The organism is Streptomyces sp. NPDC047130 (assembly GCF_040643475.1).
In the GTDB taxonomy this organism is placed as follows: domain Bacteria; phylum Actinomycetota; class Actinomycetes; order Streptomycetales; family Streptomycetaceae; genus Streptomyces.
In genome coordinates this window covers 19,241-41,149 of sequence record NZ_JBEYUK010000036.1, presented here as the reverse complement: position 1 = coordinate 41,149, position 21,909 = coordinate 19,241, and the positions used below count along the sequence as shown (strand labels likewise).

Here is a 21,909-nt window from a genome sequence, read left to right as displayed (position 1 = left end):
GGTCAATGTTCCTGACGTGGGCGGCCCCCGGACGTGGTGACCGGTGCCACATCACGGCTGGGCCGCGACGTGATCCCCGGCCTACCGGCGGCGGGCGCGCGCTGGCAGGATCGCGGGCATGTTCACGGCACTGACCCGCATCGGCGGACGGCGCGCCCTCACCGGGTCGGCCGTCGCCCTCGTGGTGCTGGCCGTGCTGCTGTGGTGGCTGCAGCCGCTGGGCAGGACGCCGCCGAGCGGGCAGGTGCGGTTCGGGACCGGCACCAAGGCGGGCGTGTACCAGGTGTACGGCGAGCACCTGAAGGACAAGCTGGCCGTCCACATGCCGGACCTCGCGGTGGACCTGGTGGAGAGCCGGGGGTCGGGGCAGAACGTGGCCATGGTCGCCACCGGCCAGGTGCAGTTCGCCGTCGCCGCTGCGGACGCGGTGGAGGACTACAAGCGCCGTGACCTCAAGGGCGCGCGGCAGCTGCGGGGCGTGGTGCGCCTCTACGACGACTACGTCCACCTCGTCGTGCCCGTCGGCTCGGACGTCCGGCGGGTCGCCGATCTGCGGGGGCTCCGCGTCGGCACGGGCCCGGAGAACTCCGGCGTGCGGCTGATCGCGGAGCGCGTCCTGGAGGCGGCCGGCCTGGACCCGGAGCACGACATCGAGCCGTACCGCCACGGCATCGACGAAGGCCCCGACCAGCTCAGGAAGGGCGGGATCGACGCGTTCTTCTGGTCGGGCGGCATCCCCACCCGGGGCCTGGTGGACCTGGCCGAGGACTTCGACTACCGCTTCGTGCCCATCGACAGCCACCTGGTCGCCGACCTGCACCGTCAGGACCACTCGCTCGACCACTACCGGACCACCACCCTGCCGGAGTCGGCCTACCGGAAGGCGATGGACGGCAGGCCCGTGGAGACCCTGGCCGTCCCCAACCTGCTCATCACCCGCGACGACGTGGACCCGGAACTCACCGAGTGGGTCACCCGCACGGTGATCGACAGCCGGGACGAGATAGGCGAGGTCGTGCACTCGGCCCAGCTGGTCGACGTGCGCACGGCCATCGACACCCACCCGGTGTCGCTGCACGCGGGAGCGCTGCGCTACTACCGGTCGGTCAAGCCGTAGGGCCCGAGCGGGGCACGCTCACCGTCGCCCGCAGCCCCCGCGGCTCGTGGTGGGCGAAGTCCAGCGCACCGCCCGCCGCGGTGAGCAGCGCCTTCGAGATGGACAGCCCCAGGCCGGATCCCTGGATGTTCTGGTGGCGGCCGCTGCGCCAGAAGCGGTCCCCGATCCGGGCCAGCTCGTCGTCGGTGAGGCCCGGTCCCTCGTCGGTGACCTGGACCCGGACGGTCCGGCCGTTCGCGGCGACGGTCACCCGCACCTCGCCGCCCTCGGGCGTGAACTTGACCGCGTTGTCGATCACCGCGTCCAGGGCGCTGGAGAGGGTCACCGGGTCCGCCCAGGCGGTGGTGGCGGGGCACTCGCCGGTGAGCCGGACCCCCTTGGCCTCGGCCGCGGGCGCCCAGGCGGCGACCCGTTCCCCGGTGAGCGCCCCGATGTCGGTGAGGCCCAGGTCGGGCTCCGCGTGTTCGGCGAGCGCCAGGTCGAGCAGGTCGTCGAGGACCTGCGCCAGCCGCTTGCCCTCGGTGCGCACCGAGGCGATCTCCTCGTTGCCCTCGGGCAGTTCCAGCGCGAGCAGTTCGATCCTCAGCAGCAACGCGGAGAGCGGGTTGCGCAGTTGGTGGGAGGCGTCGGCCACGAACGCGCGCTGCTGTTCCAGCACGTCCTCGACGTGGTCCGCCATCTCGTTGAACGACTCCGCCAGCCGCTGCAGCTCCGGAGGCCCGCCGGCCGCGGCGACCCGGGACTTCAGGCGGCCGGTGGCGATGTCGTGGGTGGTCGCGTCCAGGATCCGGACCGGCCGGAGCACCCAGTGGGTGAGCCGGAGCGCGGCGCCCACGGCGACCAGCATGGCGGCCAGTTCCCCGGCGGCGATCACCAGCCAGCCCCGCAGGGTGCGGTCCCGCATCCCGTCGGTGGGCGAGTCGGTGACCACCACGGCGACCACGTCTCCGTCCCGGATGACGGGCGAGGCGACCACCAGCCGACGGTCCTGCCAGGGCCACACCTGCGCCGGGTCGTGGCTTCTGCGGCTCAGCAGCGCCTCGTCGAAGGCGGCGCGCACCTCGCCCCCGGCGGGCAGCCGCCAGTCGCCGGGGGACGAGGTCAGGACCTCGTCGTTGCGCAGGAAGACGCCCGCCCGGATGCCGTAGACGGCGTGGTAGCTGTCGAGTTCGCGCTCCAGCTTGGCGCCGCGCTCCCCCGCCGCGTCCTCGGTGACGTCACCGGGCGCGAGGGTGCCGACGAACTGGGACAGGGCGGCGAAACGGGCGGTGTCGTCGATGCGGTCGACCACCACGCGCTGCTGCTCGGCGGCGGCCACGCTGATCGCCAGGGGCACGCCCAGCGCCAGCAGCACGGCCGCCATCAGGACGATCAGCAGCGGAAGAAGCCTGGTGCGCACCCGTCCCCTAGGCGGCCGGGGCGACGAGCCGGTACCCGACGCCGCGAACGGTCTCTATCAGCGTCGGCCGGCGCAGCTTGGAGCGGAGCGAGGCGACGTGCACCTCGAGAGTACGCCCGGTCCCCTCCCAGCTGGTACGCCACACCTCGCTGATGATCTGCTCGCGCCGGAAGACCACACCGGGGCGCTGGGCGAGCAGGGCGAGCAGGTCGAACTCCTTGCGGGTCAGGGCCACCGCGGCCCCGTCGACCGTGACCTGCCGGGTGGAGAGCTCGATCCGCACGGTGCCCAGTTCGATCACGGTGGTGTCGGTGCCGGGCGCGTTGTCCTCGGAGGCGCGGCGGCGGCTGACCGCGTGGATGCGGGCGAGCAGCTCCCCGGTGTCGTAGGGCTTGACCACGTAGTCGTCGGCCCCCAGGTTGAGGCCGTGGATGCGGGAGCGGACGTCGGCCCGGGCGGTCACCATGATCACCGGGGTGCTGGTCCGCTTGCGTATCCGTCCGCAGACCTCGAAACCGTCCTGGTCGGGCAGACCGAGGTCGAGGAGGACCACGGCGAAGGCCGGGCCGCCGGGCACCAGCGCGCGCAGCGCCTCCTCGCCGTTGCGGGCGTGGGTGACGGTGAACCCGTGACGGGCCAGGACCGCCGTCAGGGCCGCCGCCACGTGGTTGTCGTCCTCGACGAGCAGCAGTCTCATGTCGTTCGGCCCTCCCTTCGGCCGTCCCGCCCCTACGCGCGTTACGTCCGGGCTTCCTACCGGGTACCACCCGCTGAACAGGTTTAGGAGCTGCGGCGAGGGTTTCGTTACCCACCCGGTACGGAGCAGGACGCCCCAACTACGGCTTGTGTCCGTTTGCTATCCGATCGTGATGCTCAATTTCCGCTCAGAAGTAATGCGCTGGTAGGACCGGGTTATTAAGGTCCACCGGAAACCGAGGAGGACGGAGCCAGCAAACGATGACCGATGTAACGGTGGCCAAGGACGATGCGGCCCCGGTCGGCGATCTCGTGGTCCTGAAGGACGTCAACAAGCACTTCGGCGCTTTGCACGTGCTCCAGGACATCGACCTGACCATCGCCCGCGGTGAGGTTGTCGTGGTGATCGGACCTTCCGGGTCCGGCAAGTCCACTCTGTGCCGCACCATCAACCGGCTCGAGACCATCGACTCCGGATCGATCACGATCGACGGCAAGCCGCTGCCCGCCGAGGGCAAGGAGCTGGCCCGCCTGCGGGCCGACGTCGGCATGGTCTTCCAGTCGTTCAACCTGTTCGCCCACAAGACGATCCTCGAGAACGTCACGCTGGGCCAGGTCAAGGTCCGCAAGACCGACAAGAAGGTGGCCGAGGAGAAGGCGCGGGCCCTGCTCGACCGGGTCGGCGTCGGCGCGCAGGCGGACAAGTACCCGGCCCAGCTCTCCGGCGGCCAGCAGCAGCGCGTCGCCATCGCGCGGGCGCTCGCCATGGAGCCGAAGGTGATGCTCTTCGACGAGCCCACCTCCGCCCTGGACCCCGAGATGATCAACGAGGTCCTCGAGGTCATGCAGCAGCTCGCCCGCGACGGCATGACCATGATCGTGGTCACGCACGAGATGGGCTTCGCCCGGTCGGCCGCGAACCGGGTCGTCTTCATGGCGGACGGGCGGATCGTCGAAGAGGCCGCTCCCGAGCAGTTCTTCAGCAACCCGCGCAGCGACCGGGCCAAGGACTTCCTGTCCAAGATCCTGCACCACTGAGGCAACCGCCGGGGCACCCACCGCTCCGGCACCCGCGCCGCCTCCCGTCCCCGGGCTCGTCCGGGGACGGGTCGTACCTCTCCTCATCACGCAAAGGATGTTCACCATGCAGCTTCGTAAGGTCACCGCCGCCTCCGCGGCCGTGCTCGCCCTGGCCCTGACTGCCACCGCCTGCGGTGAGGGCGCCGCCGAGAAGGACGCCAAGGGCGGCTCCGAGGGCGGCAAGGGCACGATCACGATCGGCATCAAGTTCGACCAGCCGGGTCTGGGGCAGAAGACCCCGCAGGGTTACGCCGGTTTCGACGTCGACGTCGCGAAGTACGTGGCCAAGGAGCTCGGTTACTCCGAGGACCAGATCGAGTTCAAGGAGTCGAAGAGCGCCGACCGCGAGAACATGCTCTCGCGCGGTGACGTCGACTTCATCGCCGCCACCTACTCGATCAACGACGAGCGCGAGCAGAAGGTCGACTTCGCCGGCCCGTACCTCCTCGCCCACCAGGACCTGCTGGTCCGCGCCGACGACGACTCCATCAAGTCGGCCGAGGACCTGAACAGCAAGAAGCTCTGCTCGGTGACCGGTTCGACCTCGGCGCAGAACGTCAAGGAGAAGCTGGCCCCCAAGGCCCAGCTGCAGGAGTACCCGACCTACTCCGCCTGCCTGACCGGTCTGCAGAACGGCGCCGTCGACGCGCTGACCACCGACGACTCGATCCTCGCCGGTTACGCCGCGCAGGACGCGCACAAGGGCAAGTTCAAGCTCGCCGGCCTCGAGCTGTCGAACGAGAACTACGGCATCGGCGTCAAGGAGGGCAGCGACCTCAAGGCGAAGATCAACACCGCCCTGGAGAAGATGGTCTCCGACGGTTCGTGGGACAAGGCGGTCGAGGCCAACTTCGGCCCCGCGAACTACGAGAACGAGCCCGCGCCGAAGATCGGCGACATCAAGAAGTAACGTCCAGCGGCTTCACCACGGCGGACCTCGTCCTCCCGGCTCCCGGCCGGGAGGAGGGGCCGCCTGCCCTGAGCCAACCGACACGCGGAAGCGCGGGAGATCGTGTTCGACTTTCTTGAAGGTTACGACCTGCTGGGAGCCTTCTGGTTGACGGTGCAGCTCACCGTCTACTCGGCCATCGGCTCCCTGGTGTGGGGAACCCTGCTGGCCGGCATGCGGGTGGGTCCGGTGCCGCTGATGCGCGCCTTCGGCACCGCGTACGTGAACTTCGTACGCAACATCCCGCTCACCGTGGTGATCCTTTTCAGCTCGCTGGGACTCAACCAGACGCTGAGGATCGAGCTCGGGGGCAACGGCATCACCGATGTCATCAACTTCCGCCTCGCGGTGCTCGGTCTGATCCTCTACACCTCGGCGTTCGTCTGCGAGGCGCTGCGGTCGGGCATCAACACCGTGCCGCTCGGACAGGCGGAGGCCGCGCGTGCGCTGGGCCTCAACTTCGGCCAGGTGCTGCGGATGATCGTGCTCCCCCAGGCCTTCCGTTCGTCGGTGGGCCCGATGGCCAACGTGCTGATCGCCCTGACCAAGAACACCACGGTGGCGGCGGTCATCGGCGTGGCCGAGGCCTCGCTGCTGATGAAGGAAATGATCGAGAACGAGGCGCAGCTGGTGCTGATCGGCGCGGTGTTCGCCTTCGGCTTCGTGTGCCTGACGCTGCCCACCGGCCTGCTGATGGGGCTGCTGGGCAAGAAGGTGGCGGTGAAGCGATGAGCGCGTCGGTTCTCTACGAGGCCCAGGGGCCCCGTGCCAAGGCCCGGAACGTCGTCTACACGGTCGTCTTCCTGGTCGCCGTGGCGCTGCTGCTGTGGTGGGTCTACAGCGCGCTGAAGGAGAAGGGCCAGCTGGAGTGGGCCCTGTGGTCGCCGTTCTTCACGACCGAGGCGTGGACGACCTACCTGCTGCCGGGACTGAAGAACACCCTGCTGGCCGCGGCGCTGGCGCTGGTGATAGCCCTGCCGCTCGGTGCCGTCCTCGGCATCGCGCGGCTGTCGGACCACGCCTGGATCCGCGTGCCGGCCACGGTGGTCGTGGAGTTCTTCCGCGCCATCCCGGTGCTGATCCTGATGGTCTTCTGCCTGCAGTTCTACTACCTGTACACCGGCGTGAGCGTGGACTCCCGCCCGATGTACGCGGTGGTCACCGGTCTGGTGCTCTACAACGCCTCGGTCCTCGCGGAGATCGTGCGCGCCGGCATCCAGTCCCTGCCCAAGGGACAGTCCGAGGCCGCCATGGCCATCGGCCTGCGCAAGAACCAGATGATGCGGATCGTGCTGCTGCCGCAGGCGGTCACCGCGATGCTGCCCGCCATCGTCAGCCAGCTCGTGGTCATCGTGAAGGACACCGCGCTGGGCGGCGCCATGATGACCTTCCCCGAGCTGCTGTCGAGCGCCACCACGATGAGCTCGTACTACGGGGCGAACATCATCCAGTCCCTCACCGTGGCGGCGATCATCTTCATCCTGGTGAACTTCGCGCTCACCTCCTTCGCCGGCTGGCTGGAGAAGCGTCTGCGCCGGGGCAAGAAGTCCACCGGCGCGGTCGTCGCCGCCGACTCGGTGGCCGAGCTGTCGACGCCGGGCGAGCCGCAGGACGTCAAGAAGACCCTGTGACGGAGCCGGCGCCGGGACGGCCTGACACCACGTCGGTCCCACGACGTCCCAGGTGACACGGGAAGCATCCGACGGAGGCAGTGGCGGGCCCGCCACTGCCTCCGTCGCTTGACGCGGACACCTGCAATGGGTTGCATAACCATGTGATCGCGCACTCCGCTCCACCCTCCTCCGCCCCTGTGCTCGTCGTGGGCGCGGGTCCGGTGGGGCTCACCCTCGCGCTCGCGCTCGCGCGGCAGGAGGTCCCCTCGGTGGTGCTCGACGAGGGGCAGGGCGGCGCGGTACCGCGTCCGGCCCGCACCGTCGTGCTGCACCCGGACACCGCGGCGCTGGTCACCCGCGTCACCGGCGGCGGCCTCGGCCGGCTCGGCCTGCGCTGGAGCGGGTGGCGCGCGCTGCGCGGCCGCCGGACGGCGTTCGGGACGGACTTCGGCGACGACGCCCCCCTGCACCTTCCGCAGCACGCGCTGACCGGCGCCCTGCGTGCCGCCGCCGAACGGGAACCCCTGGTCACCCTGGCGCCGGCGAACCGGCTGGACGCGCTGGAGCAGCACGGCGCCGAGGTGCGCGCCCGGGCCGCCGGCACCTGGTGGCGCGGCAGCCACCTGGTGGGCTGCGACGGCGCCCGTTCCACGGTCCGCAAGCTGCTGGACATCCGCTTCCCCGGCCGCACCGCCGTCGAACGTCACGCGGTGGCGACCCTGCGCGTCGACCTGCCGTGGACGGGTGAGGGGCTGCTGCACCGGAGCCCGCCGTGGCGGTCCTCGGTGCCGTTCTCCGGCGAGGTGACCGCGCGCCCGCTGCCGGACGGGGCGTGGCGGCTGGACTGGCTGATGCCGCCGCCGCGTGATCCGGCGGTGGACCTGGTCACGCCGGACGTGCTGGTGGCGCTGGTGCGCGAGACGCTGGCCGGCTGGGAGGGCGCGGACCTGCCGCCGCGGTACGAACTGCTCGACACCGGGGTCCACACGGTCCACCACCGGCTGGCCCGGCGCTGGCGCAGGGGCAGGGCCTTCCTGGCGGGCGACGCCGCTCACCTGCTGGGTTCGCTGGGCGGCCAGGGGCTGGAGGAGGGCCTGCGGGACGCCGAGAACCTGGCGTGGAAGCTGGCCTTCGTACTGCGGCACCGGGCGCCGGAGTCGCTGCTGGACACCTACCAGACCGAGCGCCGGTCGGTGGTAGCCGCCCGGCTGCGCGCCGCCGACCAGGCGCTGCCGATACTGCGCGGCGGCGGTCTGCGGGCCTACGTGCCGGGGACGGCGCGTGTCCAGGACGCCTTGCTGGTCGACGGCCACCTCGGGCGGGGGGCGCTCGGCGGGCCGGGCGGGTACGGCTCCTCTCCGCTGCTGCCCGCGCCGACGGAGGCCGACGTGGTGGTGGACACGCTGCCCGGCGAGTTGGCGGCGGACGTGCTGGTCACCGCGGAGGACGGCTCCTCCACCGGGCTGGGGGAACGGCTGGGCCGGGGTGCCTTCCCGGTGGTGCTGGTGGCCCCCGGCACCGGGGTGTGGGAGAGGCGGCACTGGGCGGGGGCCGGGATCATGCCGGCGCTGGCCGAGGCGGTCCGTACCCTGCCGATGCCGGCGGAACTGCTGGTCACCGAGGCGTATCCGGGCGCGCCCGCGCACACGGTGCTGCTGATCCGCCCGGACGGCCGCCTGGTCACCGCCCTGGGCGGGGTCCGCCCGGCCCAGCTGCGCGCCGCGGCGGAGGCGGCCACGGGAGCGGGACCGGCGCTTCCCTCCCCTTCCGCGCCGGAGCCCGACCCGGCCGAGCAGGCGGCGGCACACTGACCGCGGGCCGCCCCCGCCCGCGCGCGTCGAGCCCTGCGCCGACCGCCCTGCCTGTCCGCCTCGACCACGGCCGTCGGCCGCCCGCACCCGGTCCGCCTCGACCACCCGCCGCAGGCCGTCACCCGGTCCGCTCGCTTCGGCCCCTGCCGTGCGGGCGAGCTGTCCGCAGGCCGGTCGCCGCGGCCGGCCAACCCCTGCCCTGCGGAGGCACCCCTGCCGTGCGGGCAACCTCTGCCGTGCGGGCAACCCCTGCCCTGCCGGCGACCTCTGCCCTGCCGGACGGCGGCTGCCCTGCGGGCAACCCCTGCCCTGCGGGCGACTGCTGTGTGCGGACGGCGGCTGCGGCCGGGGGCCCTGCCCCGTGGTCATCCGCTGTCGGCGCTGCCGGCCGGGCAGCCGTCGCAGTCGGGTGGCGGCTGCGACGGCAGGCTGGCTGGCCCTTGCGGCTGGCTGGCCCTTGCGGCTGGCTGGCTGGCCCTTGCCCTGCGGGGTCACCCACCGTCGGCCGGGCGACCCCTGCGGTCGGACCGACTACTGCGGTTCGGTCGCGATCTGGATCAGGTTTCCGCAGGTGTCGTCGAAGACCGCCGTGGTCACCGGCCCCATCTCCAGCGGCTCCTGCGTGAAGCGGACGCCGAGGCCGGTCAGGCGCTCGTACTCCGCGGTGACGTCCGCGACGGCGAACTGGGCGATCGGGATGCCGTCCGCCACGAGCGCGTCGCGGTAGGGCCTGACGGCCGGGTGACCGGCGGGCTCGAGCAGCAGTTCCGTGCCGCCGGGCTCGTCGGGCGAGACGACGGTCAGCCACCGGTCCGTCTCGCCCACCGGGACGTCGTGCTTCTTCACGAAGCCGAGGATCTCCGTGTAGAAGCGCTCGGCCTTGGCCTGGTCGTCGACGAAAACGCTGGTGAGGTGGATCTTCATGAGGAGTCGCTCTTCCCGGGTCCGGAGGTGTCGGGGAGGGGCCATCGCTCGGCGATCTGCCGCAGCGGGGCCGTGTGCAGATCGTGGAACTTGTAGCGGCCCTCCCGCCTGGTCTCGACGAGCCCGGCGGCCTCCAGCAGCGCGAGGTGCTGCGAGACGGCCTGACGCGAGATGCCGAGCCGGTGCTTCATGCTCAGCCGGGAGCAGAGCTCGAACAGCGTCTGGCCGGACTTCTCGGTGAGCTCGTCGAGGATGGTGCGGCGCGTGGAGTCGGCCAAGGCTTTGAAGAGGTCGTCGGCCACACCCCCATGATAGGCAAGCAATCACTTGCCTATCAACCGGGCGTGCTCAGTGGACGTCGTCCTCCGGATACCCGGAGAGTTCGTCGAGGTCGGTGTCCTCACCCTCCGCCTCCAGCGCCTCGCGGACGACCCGCAGGGCCATGCCCTCGGGATAGCCCTTGCGGGCCAGCATCCCGGCGAGGCGGCGTATTCGCCGGTCGCGGTCCAACCCCCGTGTGGACCGCAGCTTCCGGTCGACCAGCTCCCGGGCGGTGGCCGCCTCCTGGTCGCTGTCGAGCTGGGACACCGCCTCGTCGATCAGCGAGGAGTCCACGCCCTTGGTCCGCAGCTCGCGGGCGAGGGCACGACGGGCCAGGCCCCGGCCGTGGTGCCGGGACTCCACCCAGGCGTCGGCGAAGGCGCCGTCGTCGATCAGGCCCACCTCCTCGAAGCGGCTGAGGACCTCCTCGGCGACGTCGTCCGGGATCTCCCGCTTGCGCAGGGCGTCGGCGAGCTGCTTCCGGGTCCGCGGGGACCCGGTGAGCAGGCGCAGGCAGATGCCCCGCGCCCGCTCGGCCGGATCCCCGCGGTCACCGTCGTGAGCGATGCGATCGACCTGCTCGCCGCGTGTCCCGCGGCTCTGACGACTGCCGCGACCGGGGCGACGGGCCGGACCGGGCGGGCCGGCCTCGTCGTCGGGGCCGGCCTCACCGGCCCATTCGGTTCGGCGCGTCACGGATCAGCTCTTGGCCGCCGCGGCCTTGGCCTTGGTGGTCCGGGCCGCGGGAGCCGGGACGGCCTTGGCGGCCTCCGCGCTCTCCGCGCCGGCCGGCTCGGCGGTCGCTGCGGTCCCTGCGGCGGCCTCCTCCTCGGTCGGCTTGATGACGCCCAGCTTGGTCTTGATCTTCCGCTCGATCTCCTCCGCCAGAGCGGGGTTGTCCTTGAGGAAGTTGCGGGCGTTCTCCTTGCCCTGGCCGAGCTGGTCGCCCTCGTACGTGTACCAGGCACCGGCCTTGCGGACGAAGCCGTGCTCCACGCCCATGTCGATCAGGCCGCCCTCACGGCTGATGCCCTGGCCGTAGAGGATGTCGAACTCGGCCTGCTTGAAGGGCGGGGCGACCTTGTTCTTGACCACCTTGCAGCGGGTGCGGTTGCCGACCGCCTCCGTGCCGTCCTTCAGGGTCTCGATGCGGCGGATGTCGATGCGCACCGAGGCGTAGAACTTCAGCGCCCGGCCACCGGTCGTGGTCTCCGGGGAGCCGAACATCACGCCGATCTTCTCGCGGAGCTGGTTGATGAAGATGGCCGTGGTCTTGGACTGGTTGAGCGCGCTGGTGATCTTCCGCAGGGCCTGGCTCATCAGGCGGGCCTGCAGACCCACGTGGCTGTCGCCCATCTCGCCCTCGATCTCCGCGCGCGGCACCAGCGCCGCCACGGAGTCGACGACGATCAGGTCGAGCGCGCCGGAGCGGACCAGCATGTCCACGATCTCCAGCGCCTGCTCGCCGTTGTCGGGCTGCGAGAGGATCAGGTTGTCGACGTCCACGCCCAGCTTGCGCGCGTACTCGGGGTCGAGCGCGTGCTCCGCGTCCACGAACGCGACCTGGCCGCCGGCCTTCTGCGCGTTGGCCACCGCGTGCAGGGTCAGCGTGGTCTTGCCGGAGGACTCCGGTCCGTAGATCTCCACCACCCGGCCGCGCGGCAGGCCGCCGACGCCGAGCGCCACGTCCAGGGCGGTCGAGCCGGTCGGGATGACCTCGATGGGCTCCTGGGTGCGGTCACCCATGCGCATGACCGCGCCCTTGCCGAATTGCCGTTCAATCTGCGCGAGGGCTGTTTCCAGCGCCTTCTCGCGGTCGGTTCCTGCCATGGGTTCCACCCGGTTTGCTTGAGTCGATCGCTTCACGTCAAAGACGCTAACGCCTGCCACTGACAACGCGCTCCGACGCCCGCCTGCCCTGTGGACAACTCGGGCACATTTCTCTTCAAACCGTACAGAAGTACCGCTGGAACACGGGTGCCCGACTGTCACCGGCAGCCCCATAAGAATGCCTGTTCGATTTTGGTGTCAAGTTCACACCCGGGAACTCCGCCAGAGCCGCCGCGCCCTGCGGAAGAGCCCCCGGGCGGCCTCGTCCGCCGTCCTCCGCCGGTGACCGTGCACCCGCGGGTCGTCCGTCACGTCGTACCGCTTCACATAGGCGCCGAGGAACGCCTGCAGGGTGGCGACCGCCGGGATGGCGATCAGCGCGCCCACCGCGCCCAGCAGGGCGGTGCCGGCGATCACCGACCCGAAGGCCACCGCCGGGTGGATGTCCACGGTCCGCGCGGTCAGCTTGGGCTGCAGCAGGTAGTTCTCGAACTGCTGGTACACCACCACGAAGACCAGGACCCACAGCGCGTACCAGGGGTTGACCGTGAAGGCGATCAGCATGGGCAGCGCGCCCGCCAGGTAGGTGCCGATGGTGGGGATGAACTGCGACACCAGTCCCACCCAGACCGCCAGCACCGGCGCGTAGGGCACGTCGAGCGACTGCAGCAGCACGTAGTGCGCCAGGCCCGAGAACAGCGCCATCAGACCGCGCGAGTAGATGTAGCCGCCGGTCTTGTCGACGGCGATCTCCCAGGCCCGCAGTACCTCCGCCTGCCGGGCCGGGGGCAGCACCGAGCACAGGGCACGCCGCAGCCGGGGTCCGTCGGCGGCGAAGTAGAACGAGAACAGCGTGACGGTGAGCAGCTCGAACAGGCCGCCGAGGACCTGGGCGGACACGTCCAGCACCCCGCTGGCGCTGTCCTCGACGTAGCTGTGCAGCCAGTCCGAGCTGAGCAGGCTCTCCTGGACGTCGACCCGGCGCAGTTCGGTGTCGAAGTGGACGTTGATCCAGTTGATCACCGAGTCCAGGTAGTGCGGGAAGTCGTCGATGATCTGGACGACCTGGTCGGCGAGCATCGAACTCATTAGGGTGACGAAGCCCGCCGCCCCGGCCAGCACCCCCAGGAAGACCAGACAGGCGGCCACGCCCCGCCGGATCCCGCGGGAGGCCATCCAGCCGACCGCGGGCTCGATGGCGAGCGCCAGGAAGAAGGCGATCAGCACGTTGATCAGCAGCCCGGTCAGCCGGTGGAAGGCCCAGCTGCCGAGCTGGAAGACGGCGACCAGGGAGAGCGCGAGCACCATGGCGCGCGGCAGCCAGCGCGGCATCCGGGCGGCCGACGAGGCGGAAGCGACGGGTGGAGGGGGAGCGGCGGACGGGGTTCCGGCCGCGTCCCGCTGCGGCGGCACCTCCGCGCCCGCGGTCTCCGCCGGCGCGCCCGTCTCCTTGCTGCTCGCTGTCCCCTCAGGCCCTGTCACGGGCCAAGTCTCGCCCACCTCGCGGGTCTTCGGACACTTCTCGGCGATTCAGCGCTTCTCCGGCGGGACGCCCATCGCGGTGCAGACCGCCCGCCACACGTCCTTCGCCTCCCAGCCGGCCTCGAGCGCCTGGTGGACGGTGCGTCCGCCGAGCTCCGTCATCACATGGTCGCGCGCGAAGGAGTCGGCGTACCCCGGACCGAAGTGATCCGCCATCCGCTGCCAGAAGACCGTCAACCGCATGAGTCCAGTATCCGCCCCCCACGGGTCACATCAGCGCCCGGACCCCCGCGGTCACCGCCACCGCGACGCCGACCACCACGAGGAACGGCGCCCGCAGCGCCAGGGCGACCCCGGCGGCCCCCACGCCCACCACCCTGGCGTCCAGCACCAGCTCCCGCCCGTCCCCGAAGGTCTGCTGCGCGGTGAGCGCCGCCAGCAGGGCCACGGGCAGCAGCGCGGCCAGCCGCCGCACCAGCGGCCGCTCCAGCACCTCGCCCGGCACCAGCAGGCCCGCCAGCTTCACGGCGTAGCAGCCGACCGCCGTCAGCCCGATCGCGATCCAGACGCTCATCGCCGCCCCTCCTCGTCCCTGGACCCGCCCTCGGCGCGGCCACGGGAGCCGTCCTCGGCACGGTCCTCGGCACGGCCCTGGGAGCCGTCCTCGCCGCACTCGGCGCGGCCACGGGAGCCGTCCTCGACGCGACCGCGGGAGCCGCCCACGCCGCCGCCGCGGAGCTCCCCCTCCGCCCCGGGACGCCGTCGCCCCCGCACGTACAGCACCAACGGCGCCGCCAGCGCCGCCACCAGGACCGGCACGCCCGCCGGCAGCACCGGCAGCAGCCCCAGTCCGAGCACCACCGCGACGGCGGCCACCCACCGCTCCACCGCGCCGCGCAGCATGGGCGCCAGCAGGGCCAGGAAGACCGCGGGCCCGGCGGCGTCCAGCCCCCAGGCATCGGTGTCCCCGATGGCCTCGGCGCCCAGCGCGCCCAGCAGCGTCGTCAGGTTCCACAGCACGTAGAGGGTGGCACCGGTGACCGTGAACCCGATCCGCGCCGCCCTCCGGGTCGGCTGGGCGAGCGCCACCGCCGTGGTCTCGTCGATCACCCATTGCGCCGCCGCGGGCCGCACCGAACGCCGCAGGGCCAGGAGCTGCGACAGCCGCAGCCCGTAGAAGGCGTTGCGCACCCCGAGGAAGAAGGCGCCGGCCGCGGCCGTGAAGGGGTTGCCGCCCGCGGCGAGAGCGCCCACCAGGGCGAACTGGGACGCGCCGGTGAAGATCAGGAGACTCGTGAGACAGGTCTGCAACAGGGTCAGTCCGGCGCCCGCGGAGGTCACCCCGAAGGCGAAACCGGAGAGTCCCACGGCGACGCCGACCCCGAGGGCGTCCCTGACCACCGCCGTGTCGGGCTTGGCGTCACCCGGTTCCGGACGGCCGGAGGACGCCGCGTGTGCTGTTTCGTGTGCCACACACGCACCCTAGGAAAAGCGCTCGCCGGCCGTTCGCCGTGTTCGATATGCGGGCAGGCCGGTCGGAGGCATTCCGCGCCCGGGCGGGCCGGAGCCCCGGGCGACTGTCGGTGGCGAGGTGCAGGATGGTCCCATGGCCGGCACCTCCCACCCCGCACTGGCAGGCTTCTCCCCCGCGACCCGCGGCTGGTTCACGGGCGCCTTCACCGCGCCCACGTCCGCCCAGGCCGGCGCCTGGAGGGCCATCGGCGAGGGGTCGGACGTACTGGTGGTGGCGCCCACCGGCTCCGGCAAGACGCTGGCCGCCTTCCTCGCCGCGCTGGACCAGCTGACGTCCACGCCGCCGCCCGCCGAGCCGAAGAAGCGCTGCCGGGTGCTCTACGTCTCCCCGCTGAAGGCCCTCGCGGTGGACGTCGAGCGCAATCTGCGCAGCCCGCTGACCGGCATCCGCCAGGAGGCCGTCCGCCTCGGCCTGCCCGAGCCGGAGGTGCGGGTGGGCATCCGCTCCGGCGACACGCCGCCCGCCGAGCGCCGTGCGCTGGCCAACCGGCCCCCGGACATCCTGATCACCACCCCCGAGTCCCTTTTCCTCATGCTCACCTCCGCCACGCGGGACGCGCTGGCCGGCGTCGAGACGGTGATCCTCGACGAGGTGCACGCGGTGGCCGGTACCAAGCGCGGCGCCCACCTGGCGCTCTCCCTGGAGCGGCTGGACGAGCTGCTGCCCCGCCCGGCCCGGCGCATCGGCCTGTCGGCCACCGTCCGCCCGGTCGACGAGGTGGCCCGCTACCTCTCCCCGCAGCGCCGGGTCGAGATCGTCCAGCCGCCGTCCGGCAAGGAGTTCGACCTCTCGGTGGTCGTCCCCGTGGAGGACATGGGCGAACTGGGCGGGTCTCCCGCCTCCGACGCCGGCAAGGACGGGGAACGGCCGTCGATCTGGCCCTCGGTGGAGGAACGCATCGCGGACCTGGTCCAGTCGCACCGGTCCACCATCGTCTTCGCCAACTCCCGCCGTCTGGCGGAGCGGCTCTGCAACCGGCTCAACGAGATCGCCTACGAACGCGCCACCGGCGAGGCGCTGCCGGAGCAGCACGCCCCGGCGGAACTCATGGGCGGCTCCGGAGCCGCCCAGGGCGCGCCCCCGGTGATCGCGCGGGCCCACCACGGCTCGGTCTCCAAGGAGCAGCGCGCCCAGGTCGAGGAGGACCTCAAGGCGGGGCGGCTGCCCGCGGTGGTCGCCACCTCCAGCCTGGAACTGGGCATCGACATGGGCGCCGTGGATCTCGTGGTGCAGGTGGAGTCGCCCCCGTCGGTGGCCTCCGGGCTGCAGCGCGTGGGCCGCGCCGGCCACCAGGTCGGCGCCGTCTCCACGGGCGTGGTCTTCCCCAAGTACCGCGGCGACCTGGTGCAGGCCGCCGTGGTGACGGAGCGGATGCGGACCGGCTCGATCGAGTCGCTGCGCGTCCCGACCAACCCGCTGGACGTGCTGGCGCAGCAGATCGTGGCGATGACCTCCGTCGACACCTGGCAGGTCGAGGAGCTGCTGGCGATGGTGCGCAGGGCCGCGCCGTTCGCCTCGCTGCCGGAGTCGGCGTTCACCGGCGTCCTCGACATGCTGGCCGGCCGCTACCCCTCCGACGCCTTCGCGGAGCTGCGGCCCCGGCTGGTGTGGGACCGGGTGAACGGCACGGTCACCGGCCGTCCCGGCGCCCAGCGGCTGGCCGTCACCTCGGGCGGCACCATCCCGGACCGCGGCCTGTTCGGCGTGTTCCTCGCGGGCTCCGACCCCAAGAAGGGCGGGGGCCGGGTCGGCGAGCTCGACGAGGAGATGGTCTACGAGTCCCGGGTGGGCGACGTCTTCACCCTCGGCACCAGCTCCTGGCGCATCGAGGACATCACCCGGGACCGGGTGCTGGTCTCCCCCGCGCCGGGCGTTCCCGGGCGGCTGCCGTTCTGGAAGGGCGACCAGCTGGGCCGCCCGCTGGAGCTCGGCCGGGCGGTCGGCGCGTTCCTCCGCGAGGTCGGCTCCCTGCCCGAGGAGGACGCCCGGCTCCGGCTGCTCACGGCGGGGCTCGACGCCTGGGCCGCGGACAACGTCATCGCCTACCTGACCGAGCAGCGTGAGGCCTGCGGCCACGTCCCGGACGACCGCACGATCGTGGTGGAGCGCTTCCGGGACGAGCTCGGTGACTGGCGGGTCGTCGTGCACTCCCCCTTCGGCGCGCAGGTGCACGCCCCCTGGGCGCTGGCCCTCTCCGCGCGCCTGTCCGAGCGGTACGGCATGGATGCCCAGGTGATGCACGCCGACGACGGCATCGTGCTGCGCCTGCCCGACGCGGACCTGATGGGCCTCGACCTGACGGACGAGGAAACCGCCCGGGCGGGCCGGGAATGGGACGGCGAGCAGGCGCCGGTGGGCGCCGGGGACGTCGTCTTCGACAAGGGCGAGGTGAGTGGGCTGGTCACCGACCAGGTCGGCGGCTCCGCCCTGTTCGCCTCCCGGTTCCGCGAGTGCGCCGCCCGCGCCCTGCTGCTGCCCCGCCGCAACCCCGGCAGGCGGACCCCGCTCTGGCAGCAGCGCCAGCGCGCGGCGCAACTGCTCTCGGTGGCGAGCGAGTTCGGCTCGTTCCCGATCGTCCTGGAGGCGATCCGCGAATGCCTCCAGGACGTGTTCGACGTCCCCGGGCTGACCGAGCTGATGGGCGACATCGAGTCCCGCAAGGTCCGCCTCGTCGAGGTGACCACCCCCGAGCCCTCCCCGTTCGCCCGCTCCCTGCTCTTCGGGTACGTCGCCCAGTTCCTGTACGAGGGCGACTCGCCGCTCGCCGAGCGGCGGGCCGCCGCGCTGTCGCTGGACTCCCGGCTGCTGGCGGAGCTCCTCGGCCAGGCCGAGCTGCGCGAGCTGCTCGACGCGGAGGTCCTCACCGAGCTGGAGCGCGAGCTGCAGTGGCTGACCGAGGACCGCCGGGTGAAGGACCCGGAAGGCGTGGCCGACGTCCTGCGGCTGCTGGGCCCCCTCACCGACGCCGAGCTGGCCGAGCGCGGCGCCGAGCCAGGCTGGGCGGAGGAACTCGCCTCGGCCCGCCGCGCCATCCGGGTGCGGATCGCGGGCGCCGACCACTGGGCCGCCGTGGAGGACGCCGGCCGGCTGAGGGACGCCCTGGGCACGGCCCTCCCCGTAGGTGTCCCGGAGGCCTTCACCGAACCCGTGAAGGACCCGCTGGGCGACCTGCTCGCCCGCTACGCGCGCACCCACGGTCCGTTCACCTCCGCCGCGGCCGCCGCCCGCCTCGGTCTGGGCGTGGCCGTCACCGAGGGCGCCCTGCGCCGGCTGGCCGCCGGCGGGCGGGTCGTCGAGGGCGAGTTCCACCCGGCCGGCATCGGCCAGGAATGGTGCGACGCCACGGTCCTGCGCCGGCTGCGGCGCCGATCCCTGGCCGCGCTGCGGCAGGAGCTCGAGCCGGCCCCGCCCGCCGCGCTCGCCCAGTTCCTCCCCCAGTGGCAGCACATCGGCAAGGGCCACTCCCTGCGCGGCATCGACGGTCTCGTCCGGGCGGTCGAACAGCTCCAGGGCGCCTCGGTGCCCGCCTCCGCGCTGGAGAAGCTGGTCCTGCCGTCCCGTGTCATGGGCTACACCCCGGCGATGCTCGACGAGCTGACCGCCGCCGGCGAGGTGGTCTGGGCGGGCGCCGGCTCGCTGCCCGGCAAGGACGGCTGGGTCTCCCTCTACCTCGCCGACACCGCACCCCTGCTGCTCCCGCCCGCCCATCCACTGGAGCCGACCGCCCTCCACGAGTCGGTGCTGACGACGCTCTCCGGCGGCTACGGCCTGTTCTTCCGGCAGATCGCCGACCAGGTCCGGGCCACCACCCACCCGGACGCCACGGACCCGCAGCTCGCCGACGCCCTGTGGGACCTGGCCTGGTCGGGGCGGCTCACCAACGACACCCTCGCCCCCATGCGCTCCCTGCTCGGCTCCGGCCGCACCGCCGGGTCCACCGCCCACCGCGCCCGGCGCACGGTGCCCCGCGGGCGGTACGGCTCCCTCACCGCCGCGGCGCGGCCCGCCTCGCGCACCGGCCCGCCCACGGTGGCCGGCCGCTGGTCGCTGCTGCCGGAGCGGGAGGGCGACCCCACGGTGCGCTCCACCGCCCTCGCCCGCACCCTCCTGGACCGGCACGGCGTGGTGACCCGGGGAGCGGTCGGCGCGGAAGGCGTCGAGGGCGGCTTCTCCGCGGTGTACCGGGTGCTGGCCGCGCTCGAGGAGGTCGGCCAGGCCCGGCGCGGCTACGTGGTGGAAGGGCTGGGTGCCGCGCAGTTCGCCATGGAGGGCGCCGTGGACCGCCTGCGGGCGACGGCCAACGCCCGTGAACGCGGCGAGGCGGCCCCGGCCCCCGCCGACCCGTGGAGCGGCGGCGCGTCCGCGGGAGCGCCGGCCGGCGAGGACGGCGTGCCCGAACCCTGGGGTCCCGCCCCGATCGCCGATCCCTCCGGCGGCCCCGGCCGGTACGGCGGCCGTCCCGCCGACCGGTTCGGCGGCGGCCGCCGGGACACCGGCGCCTCCCGTGCCGTGGTCCTGGCCGCCGCCGACCCCGCCAACGCCTACGGGGCGGCCCTCGGCTGGCCCGAGGCGCCCGGCGGCGCGGGACACAAGCCGGGCCGCAAGGCGGGCTCCCTGGTGGTGCTGGTCGACGGCGAACTGGTGCTCTACATGGAGCGCGGCGGCAAGACCCTCCTCGCCTGGCCCGCCGAGCCCGACCTCCCCGCCGACCGCGACCCCCGGCTGGGGGAGGCCGCCCAGGCCCTCGCCGACGCCGCCCGGTCCGGCTCGCTGGGCACGGTCACGGTGGAACGGATCAACGGCGAGCCCGCGCTGGGCGCACCGCAGGGGGCGGTGCTGGAAACCGCCGGTTTCGTCGCCACACCCCGGGGGCTGCGCCTGCGGGCCTGACGCCGCCGGGCCGCGCCGCCCGTTGACCCGGCGGCTCGCGGGGACCCTTGACGTCCCTCCCCTGGGGCACCCTTGAGGCATGCCCGAAGGCGACACCGTATGGCTCACCGCGAAGAAGCTGCAGGCGGCCCTCGCGGGCCGGGTGCTGCTCCGCAGCGACCTGCGGGTCCCTCGCTTCGCGACGGCGGACCTCACCGGACGGGCCGTGCTGGAGGTCGTCCCCCGCGGCAAGCACCTGATGACCCGGCTGGAGGGCGGCCTCACGCTCCACTCGCACCTGCGGATGGACGGCGCCTGGAAGATCCTGCCCGGCGGCGGCCCCGGCGTCCGGCTGCCCGGGCCGCAGCACCAGATCCGCGCGGTGCTGGGCACGGCCGAGAACACGGCGGTCGGCTACCGGCTGCCGGTGCTCGAACTGCTGCGCACCACCGAGGAGGACCAGGTCGTGGGGCACCTGGGGCCGGACCTGCTGGGGCCCGACTGGGACCCGGACGTCGCCCTCGCCAACCTGGCCCGCGACCCGGACCGCCCGCTCGGCGAGGCGCTGCTGGACCAGCGCAACCTGGCCGGCATCGGCAACGTGTACAAGTGCGAGCTGTGCTTCCTGCTGGGTGTCACGCCCTGGCTGCCGCTGCGGCTGCTGCCCGAGGACCGGGCGGCGGCGTTGCCGGAGACGGCGCGGCGGCTGCTGGCCGCCAACCGGGACCGGCACCAGCGGCGGACGACGGGGCGGACCGCCGGGCAGAACCAGAACCTCTACGTCTACGGACGAGCGCCGCGGCCGTGCCTGCGCTGCGGTACGCCCGTCCGTGTCGCGGACCAGGACGGGCGGCCCACCTCCTGGTGTCCCCACTGCCAGGCCGGTCCCACGCCGTGAGCGCGGCGGCGGTCACCCGCCCGCGTCCCGCCCCCGCAGCGCCCGGACCCACCGTCCCGTGGCGACGACGACCCCCGTCGCCTGCTCCTTGGGGACGCAGTGAACCGGCAGCAGGCTCACGGTCCACCCGGCCAGCGCCACACCGGCCTCCACCACTCCGGACGCCCGAGGGGCGAGGGCGAGCCGCAGCACCGCCCACCACCACACCAGTCCGACGGCCGCTCTCACCGCCATGCCCAAGGCGCCCATGGCGCACCTCCCGCTCCGCCCGGACGGCGGTTCACGCCCCGGAGGCCTACCGCCGGAGGCCTACCCGTTCTCCGCCTGGAACATCCAGTGGTGCTTCTCAAGGTCGGCGGTGATCCCGATGAGCAGGTCCTGCGTGATCGGGTCCGGCTTCTCGGTCTCCTCGACCCGTGACCGCATCCGGCCGATGACCGCGCCCAGCGCGTCGACCATGGTCCGCACCGCGTCGCCGTCCTTGATCCAGCCGTCGGAGACCGTCGAGACGCCGGACCCGGAGGCCACCGTGGCCGCCCGGCCGTCCGGGGAGACGCCGAGGGCCGAGGCGCGTTCCGCGACCGAGTCGGAGTGCGCCCGCGCGCTGGTCACCACGTCGTCGAGCTGCAGGTGCAGCGAGCGGAACCGGGGGCCCACGACGTTCCAGTGGACCTGCTTGGCGACCAGCGAGAGGTCCACCAGGTCGACCAGGGCGCCCTGCAGCGCTCCGTGGACGACCGTGAGGTCCTCGTCCTGCAGGGGGCTCTTCACGACGTACATGCGTTGCTCCTCGTCAGCCGACGTGTCCCTCCCCGCTTGCTCCTCCACGATGACCGCACCCCGCGCACACGGCAAACGCGGCGTACGCGCACGATGTGCGCATACGCCCCGCTGCGGTTCGTTCGTGGGCCTCGGTACTACCGCACGGATCAGGCGGCGACCACGTCGACGGCCTCCGCGGGCGCCTTGATGGTGACCCGCTCCGGGGAGACACCCGTCACCGAGACGGACCCCAGCATCGGGCGCACCGGAGCCGGCACGGAGGACGAGTCGGTGGCTGCCGCGGACTGGGCCAGCTCGGCCAGGGCGAGCTCGTCGCTCACTTCCCTCATCAGTTCGGACATCCGCACGTCCAGAGCGTCGCAGATGGCGGCGAGCAGTTCGGAGGACGCCTCCTTCTGCCCCCGCTCCACCTCGGAGAGATAACCGAGGGAGACCCGGGCGGACGAAGAGACCTCGCGCAGAGTACGGCCCTGGCGCTGCCGCTGCCGACGCAGCACGTCACCCAGCAGGCGACGGAGCAGAATCATCGGTGGCTCCCTCCTCGGACCGCGTAGCCGCTTCCTTCTCGCCCCACCGTACCGCCTCGCGCCGCGGCCGTGCGGG

Annotated in this window: 21 protein-coding genes; 8 read left to right on the top strand and 13 right to left on the bottom strand. The window is 72.9% G+C overall.

The features are described 5' to 3' along the window. Positions 1–118: 118 nt before the first annotated feature. A complete protein-coding gene (locus ABZ836_RS28170) occupies positions 119–1,117 on the top strand; it encodes a TAXI family TRAP transporter solute-binding subunit (RefSeq protein ID WP_356133791.1) in 999 nt (332 codons plus the stop codon). On the opposite strand, the gene ABZ836_RS28165 is transcribed toward ABZ836_RS28170, so the two are convergent. Both ABZ836_RS28165 and ABZ836_RS28160 read right to left on the bottom strand, forming a co-directional pair. Further along, a complete protein-coding gene (locus ABZ836_RS28165; RefSeq protein WP_356133793.1) occupies positions 1,107–2,516 on the bottom strand; it encodes a HAMP domain-containing sensor histidine kinase in 1,410 nt (469 codons plus the stop codon). The two genes, ABZ836_RS28170 and ABZ836_RS28165, sit on opposite strands and share 11 nt — an antisense overlap. A 7-nt stretch (positions 2,517–2,523) precedes the next feature. Next, positions 2,524–3,213, bottom strand: a complete 690-nt coding sequence (locus ABZ836_RS28160) for a response regulator transcription factor (protein ID WP_356133795.1) — start codon at positions 3,211–3,213, stop codon at positions 2,524–2,526. A 260-nt stretch (positions 3,214–3,473) separates the two neighbouring features. Between ABZ836_RS28160 and ABZ836_RS28155 the strand changes: the two genes are divergently transcribed. The 5 genes from ABZ836_RS28155 to ABZ836_RS28135 all read left to right on the top strand — a co-directional run bounded on the left by ABZ836_RS28155 (position 3,474) and on the right by ABZ836_RS28135 (position 8,665). Then, positions 3,474–4,250, top strand: a complete 777-nt coding sequence (locus tag ABZ836_RS28155) for an amino acid ABC transporter ATP-binding protein (protein ID WP_356133797.1) — start codon at positions 3,474–3,476, stop codon at positions 4,248–4,250. Positions 4,251–4,356: 106 nt separating this feature from the next. Further along, complete coding sequence (locus ABZ836_RS28150) at positions 4,357–5,202, top strand: glutamate ABC transporter substrate-binding protein (RefSeq protein ID WP_361146774.1); 846 nt, start codon at positions 4,357–4,359, stop codon at positions 5,200–5,202. 102 nt (positions 5,203–5,304) lie between these two features. After that, entirely contained in the window at positions 5,305–5,973 is a 669-nt protein-coding gene (locus ABZ836_RS28145) for an amino acid ABC transporter permease (RefSeq protein ID WP_361146772.1), read from the top strand. Further along, positions 5,970–6,872: an amino acid ABC transporter permease gene (locus tag ABZ836_RS28140; protein ID WP_356133802.1), complete on the top strand. Its 903-nt coding sequence runs from the start codon at positions 5,970–5,972 to the stop codon at positions 6,870–6,872. Before ABZ836_RS28145 ends, ABZ836_RS28140 begins: the two co-directional genes overlap by 4 nt. A gap of 143 nt (positions 6,873–7,015) precedes the next feature. Next, positions 7,016–8,665, top strand: a complete 1,650-nt coding sequence (locus ABZ836_RS28135) for an FAD-dependent monooxygenase (protein WP_361146768.1) — start codon at positions 7,016–7,018, stop codon at positions 8,663–8,665. A gap of 531 nt (positions 8,666–9,196) precedes the next feature. Here ABZ836_RS28135 and ABZ836_RS28130 read toward each other — a convergent pair. From ABZ836_RS28130 to ABZ836_RS28095, 8 genes are all read right to left on the bottom strand, one after another. Beyond that, on the bottom strand, positions 9,197–9,589 hold the full coding sequence (locus tag ABZ836_RS28130; protein ID WP_356133805.1) for a VOC family protein: 393 nt from the start codon (positions 9,587–9,589) through the stop codon (positions 9,197–9,199). Next, complete coding sequence (locus ABZ836_RS28125) at positions 9,586–9,891, bottom strand: metalloregulator ArsR/SmtB family transcription factor (protein ID WP_361146765.1); 306 nt, start codon at positions 9,889–9,891, stop codon at positions 9,586–9,588. Before ABZ836_RS28125 ends, ABZ836_RS28130 begins: the two co-directional genes overlap by 4 nt. A gap of 46 nt (positions 9,892–9,937) precedes the next feature. Continuing rightward, positions 9,938–10,606 (bottom strand): recombination regulator RecX, encoded by a 669-nt coding sequence (gene recX / locus ABZ836_RS28120; RefSeq protein WP_356133809.1) that lies wholly within the window; start codon positions 10,604–10,606, stop codon positions 9,938–9,940. A 3-nt stretch (positions 10,607–10,609) separates the two neighbouring features. Next, a complete protein-coding gene (gene recA / locus ABZ836_RS28115; RefSeq protein ID WP_361146761.1) occupies positions 10,610–11,740 on the bottom strand; it encodes a recombinase RecA in 1,131 nt (376 codons plus the stop codon). A gap of 204 nt (positions 11,741–11,944) precedes the next feature. Then, on the bottom strand, positions 11,945–13,072 hold the full coding sequence (locus ABZ836_RS28110) for an AI-2E family transporter (RefSeq protein ID WP_356133858.1): 1,128 nt from the start codon (positions 13,070–13,072) through the stop codon (positions 11,945–11,947). 198 nt (positions 13,073–13,270) lie between these two features. Continuing rightward, on the bottom strand, positions 13,271–13,465 hold the full coding sequence (locus ABZ836_RS28105; RefSeq protein WP_356133813.1) for a DUF3046 domain-containing protein: 195 nt from the start codon (positions 13,463–13,465) through the stop codon (positions 13,271–13,273). A 25-nt stretch (positions 13,466–13,490) separates the two neighbouring features. Continuing rightward, positions 13,491–13,796: an AzlD domain-containing protein gene (locus tag ABZ836_RS28100; RefSeq protein ID WP_361146758.1), complete on the bottom strand. Its 306-nt coding sequence runs from the start codon at positions 13,794–13,796 to the stop codon at positions 13,491–13,493. After that, positions 13,793–14,695 (bottom strand): AzlC family ABC transporter permease, encoded by a 903-nt coding sequence (locus tag ABZ836_RS28095; protein ID WP_361146755.1) that lies wholly within the window; start codon positions 14,693–14,695, stop codon positions 13,793–13,795. The genes ABZ836_RS28100 and ABZ836_RS28095 overlap by 4 nt, the downstream gene beginning before the upstream one ends. A 133-nt stretch (positions 14,696–14,828) precedes the next feature. Between ABZ836_RS28095 and ABZ836_RS28090 the strand changes: the two genes are divergently transcribed. Both ABZ836_RS28090 and ABZ836_RS28085 read left to right on the top strand, forming a co-directional pair. Further along, the gene (locus tag ABZ836_RS28090; protein WP_361146752.1) at positions 14,829–19,646 is read left to right on the top strand and encodes an ATP-dependent helicase; all 4,818 of its coding nucleotides are present in this window, start codon (positions 14,829–14,831) and stop codon (positions 19,644–19,646) included. A 79-nt stretch (positions 19,647–19,725) separates the two neighbouring features. Next, positions 19,726–20,523, top strand: coding sequence for a DNA-formamidopyrimidine glycosylase family protein (locus ABZ836_RS28085; RefSeq protein ID WP_361146749.1), 798 nt, complete (start codon positions 19,726–19,728; stop codon positions 20,521–20,523). Positions 20,524–20,535: 12 nt separating this feature from the next. Here the strand turns inward: ABZ836_RS28085 and ABZ836_RS28080 are convergent, their stop codons facing one another. The 3 genes from ABZ836_RS28080 to ABZ836_RS28070 form a co-directional block, all read right to left on the bottom strand. Further along, positions 20,536–20,772 (bottom strand): hypothetical protein, encoded by a 237-nt coding sequence (locus ABZ836_RS28080; protein WP_356133823.1) that lies wholly within the window; start codon positions 20,770–20,772, stop codon positions 20,536–20,538. Between the two features lie 60 nt (positions 20,773–20,832). After that, positions 20,833–21,303 carry a DNA starvation/stationary phase protection protein gene (locus tag ABZ836_RS28075; RefSeq protein WP_356133825.1) on the bottom strand — a complete coding sequence of 157 codons (471 nt, stop codon included), beginning with the start codon at positions 21,301–21,303 and terminating at the stop codon, positions 20,833–20,835. Between the two features lie 149 nt (positions 21,304–21,452). Next, complete coding sequence (locus ABZ836_RS28070; protein ID WP_356133827.1) at positions 21,453–21,833, bottom strand: helix-turn-helix transcriptional regulator; 381 nt, start codon at positions 21,831–21,833, stop codon at positions 21,453–21,455. Positions 21,834–21,909: the final 76 nt, after the last annotated feature.

Coding starts and splice junctions, on each gene's coding strand:
- ABZ836_RS28110 (WP_356133858.1), bottom strand. CDS start 13,072: ATGCCGCGCTGGCTGCCGCGCGCCATGGTGCTCGCGCTCTCCCTGGTC.
- ABZ836_RS28090 (WP_361146752.1), top strand. CDS start 14,829: ATGGCCGGCACCTCCCACCCCGCACTGGCAGGCTTCTCCCCCGCGACC.
- ABZ836_RS28130 (WP_356133805.1), bottom strand. CDS start 9,589: ATGAAGATCCACCTCACCAGCGTTTTCGTCGACGACCAGGCCAAGGCC.
- ABZ836_RS28100 (WP_361146758.1), bottom strand. CDS start 13,796: ATGAGCGTCTGGATCGCGATCGGGCTGACGGCGGTCGGCTGCTACGCC.
- recA (WP_361146761.1), bottom strand. CDS start 11,740: ATGGCAGGAACCGACCGCGAGAAGGCGCTGGAAACAGCCCTCGCGCAG.
- ABZ836_RS28155 (WP_356133797.1), top strand. CDS start 3,474: ATGACCGATGTAACGGTGGCCAAGGACGATGCGGCCCCGGTCGGCGAT.
- ABZ836_RS28085 (WP_361146749.1), top strand. CDS start 19,726: ATGCCCGAAGGCGACACCGTATGGCTCACCGCGAAGAAGCTGCAGGCG.
- ABZ836_RS28150 (WP_361146774.1), top strand. CDS start 4,357: ATGCAGCTTCGTAAGGTCACCGCCGCCTCCGCGGCCGTGCTCGCCCTG.
- ABZ836_RS28080 (WP_356133823.1), bottom strand. CDS start 20,772: ATGGGCGCCTTGGGCATGGCGGTGAGAGCGGCCGTCGGACTGGTGTGG.
- ABZ836_RS28075 (WP_356133825.1), bottom strand. CDS start 21,303: ATGTACGTCGTGAAGAGCCCCCTGCAGGACGAGGACCTCACGGTCGTC.
- ABZ836_RS28160 (WP_356133795.1), bottom strand. CDS start 3,213: ATGAGACTGCTGCTCGTCGAGGACGACAACCACGTGGCGGCGGCCCTG.
- ABZ836_RS28170 (WP_356133791.1), top strand. CDS start 119: ATGTTCACGGCACTGACCCGCATCGGCGGACGGCGCGCCCTCACCGGG.
- ABZ836_RS28105 (WP_356133813.1), bottom strand. CDS start 13,465: ATGCGGTTGACGGTCTTCTGGCAGCGGATGGCGGATCACTTCGGTCCG.
- ABZ836_RS28070 (WP_356133827.1), bottom strand. CDS start 21,833: ATGATTCTGCTCCGTCGCCTGCTGGGTGACGTGCTGCGTCGGCAGCGG.
- ABZ836_RS28140 (WP_356133802.1), top strand. CDS start 5,970: ATGAGCGCGTCGGTTCTCTACGAGGCCCAGGGGCCCCGTGCCAAGGCC.